This is a genomic window from Variovorax sp. P1_H12_2, from assembly GCF_056405335.1.
The window spans coordinates 1-2,654 of the sequence record NZ_JBFUCI010000610.1 but is presented as its reverse complement, the minus strand read 5'-3'; the positions used below and the strand labels follow the sequence as shown (position 1 = coordinate 2,654).

Annotated in this window: 2 protein-coding genes; both read right to left on the bottom strand. The window is 64.0% G+C overall.

Translation table 11 applies throughout. From position 1 onward, the window contains the following. Positions 1 to 1,008, bottom strand: a 1,008-nt coding sequence (locus AC1D2K_RS33165) for a YeaH/YhbH family protein (RefSeq protein ID WP_478094485.1), incomplete at its 3' end; no start/stop codon positions are given. A gap of 27 nt (positions 1,009 to 1,035) precedes the next feature. Continuing rightward, on the bottom strand, positions 1,036 to 2,654 hold a 1,619-nt coding region (locus tag AC1D2K_RS33160), incomplete at its 5' end, for a PrkA family serine protein kinase (RefSeq protein WP_478094483.1).

Here is a 2,654-nt window from a genome sequence, read left to right as displayed (position 1 = left end):
GGGATAGCGCGCGCGCACGATGTCGAGCATCAGCGTCAGTGCGCTGGAGACCACGGTGCCGCCGGTCTCGGTGGCATGGAAGAACTCGTCCTCGGTGACTTCCGAGGCCTGCGTGTGATGGCGGATGAAGACCAGGTCGATCTTCTCGTAGTGCCGCGTCAGGAACATGTAGAGCAGCATGAAGAATCGCTTGGACATGTCCTTGCGCGCCTCGTCCATCGAGCCCGAGACGTCCATCAGGCAGAACATSACGGCCTTGGCCGACGGGATCGGCACCTTGACGCGGTTGCGGTAGCGCAGGTCGATCGGGTCGAGAAAGGGCACGTGCTTGGCCTTGGCGCGCAGCTCCTCGAGCTTGGCCTCGGTCTCGCGGATCTCGCGCTGGATCAGTGCGTCCGTGGCGCGCGGGCTGCGCTGCAGGTGCAGCAGATGGGCCTCGAGCTCGCGGATCTCGCGCCGCGCATCCCCGCCGAGCGCGATCCGCCGGGCCAGCGCGCCGCGCATCGAGCGCACCACGTGCAGGTTGCTCGGACTGCCGTCGCTCACGAAGCCGGCGCGGTGGCTCTTCCACTCGGGCACCTCGGCCAGCTGCGTGCGGATCAGGTGGGGCAGGGCGAGGTCCTCGAAGAACACCCGCATGAACTCTTCCTTGGTCAGGCGGAAGACGAAGTCGTCCTCGCCCCCTTCGCCGTCGCCGGCCTGCGAGCCGCTGCCCGAGCCGCCGCCGCCCTGCGGACGTTCGATGCGGTCGCCCTTGATGTACTCCTTGTTCCCCGGATGCACGTACTCGCGGTCACCGCCCTGGCCGTGGCCGAACACCGGCTCGGACACGTCGCGCTTGGGCAGCGTGATGTCCTCGCCCTGTTCGAGGTCGCGGATGCCGCGGCCGCTGACCGCACGGCGCACGGCCTCGCCGATCTGCTCGCGATAGCGCCGCAGGAAACGCTCGCGGTTGCCAATGGACTTGTTCTTGCCCGACAACCGGCGGTCGATGATCTGCTGCAGCATGGCCACGGCCGGATCTCCTTCAGCTCATCATGAGCTCTTGCGAACGCGCAAATACCACTCGCACAGCAGGCGAACCTGCTTGGCCGTATAGCCCTTGTGGACCATGCGGTTGACGAAGTCCTCGTGCTTCTTCATCTCGTCGGCGCTGCTCTTGGCATTGAAGCTGATGACCGGCAGCAGTTCTTCGGTGTTCGAGAACATCTTCTTCTCGATCACGGTGCGCAGCTTCTCGTAGCTGGTCCACAGCGGGTTCTTGCCCGCGTTGCCGGCGCGCGCGCGCAGCACGAAGTTGACGATCTCGTTGCGGAAGTCCTTCGGGTTACTGATGCCCGCGGGCTTCTCGATCTTCTCGAGCTCGGCATTGAGCGAGCCGCGGTCGAACACCTCGCCGGTGTCCTGGTCGCGGTACTCCTGGTCCTGTATCCAGTAGTCGGCGTAGGTCACGTAGCGATCGAAGATGTTCTGGCCGTACTCCGAATAGCTCTCGAGGTAGGCGGTCTGGATCTCCTTGCCGATGAACTCCGCATAGCGCGGCGCCATCAGCTCCTTGATGTAGGACAGGTACTTCTGCTCGGTCTCGGGCGCGAACTGCTCGCGCTCGATCTGCTGCTCGAGCACATACATCAGGTGCACCGGATTGGCGGCCACCTCGCTGCTGTCGAAGTTGAAGACCTTCGAGATGATCTTGAACGCGAAACGCGTCGACACCCCGCTCATCCCTTCGTCGACACCGGCGTAGTCGCGGTACTCCTGTATCGACTTGGCCTTCGGATCGGTGTCCTTGAGGTTCTCGCCGTCGTAGACCTGCATCTTGCTGAAGATGCTGGAGTTCTCGGGTTCCTTCAGGCGCGTCAGCACCGAGAACTGGGCCATCATGCGCATCGTGCCGGGCGCGCAGGGCGCGTGCGCGAGCGACGAATTGCGCACCAGCTTCTCGTAGATCTTGATCTCTTCGGACACGCGCAGGCAGTAGGGCACCTTGACGATGTAGATGCGGTCGAGGAAGGCCTCGTTGTTCTTGTTGTTGCGGAAGGCCTTCCACTCGCTCTCGTTGCTGTGCGCGAGCACGATGCCGTCGAAGGGGATGGCGCCGAAGCCTTCGGTGCCCTTGAAGTTGCCCTCCTGCGTGGCGGTCAGCAGCGGATGCAGCACCTTGATCGGCGCCTTGAACATCTCGACGAACTCGAGCAGGCCCTGGTTCGCCAGGCACAGGCCGCCGGAGTAGGCATAGGCGTCCGGATCGTCCTGAGCATAGTCTTCCAGCTTGCGGATGTCGATCTTGCCGACCAGCGAGGAGATGTCCTGGTTGTTCTCGTCGCCCGGCTCGGTCTTGGCGACCGCGACCTGGCGCAGCACGGAGGGGTAGCGCTTGACGACCTGGAATTTGCGGATGTCGCCGCCATACTCCTCCAGCCGCTTCACCGCCCAGGGCGAAAGGACGCGCTGCAGGTAGCGCCGGGGGATGCCGTATTCCCGTTCGAGAATCTCGCCATCCTCGGCTTCGTCGAACAGGCCCAGCGGGGTCTCGTTGACCGGCGAACCCTTGATCGAATAGAAGGGCACGTGCTCCATGAGCTGCTTCAGGCGCTCGGCGATCGAACTCTTGCCGCCGCCGACCGGGCCGAGCAGGTAGAGGATCTGCTTCC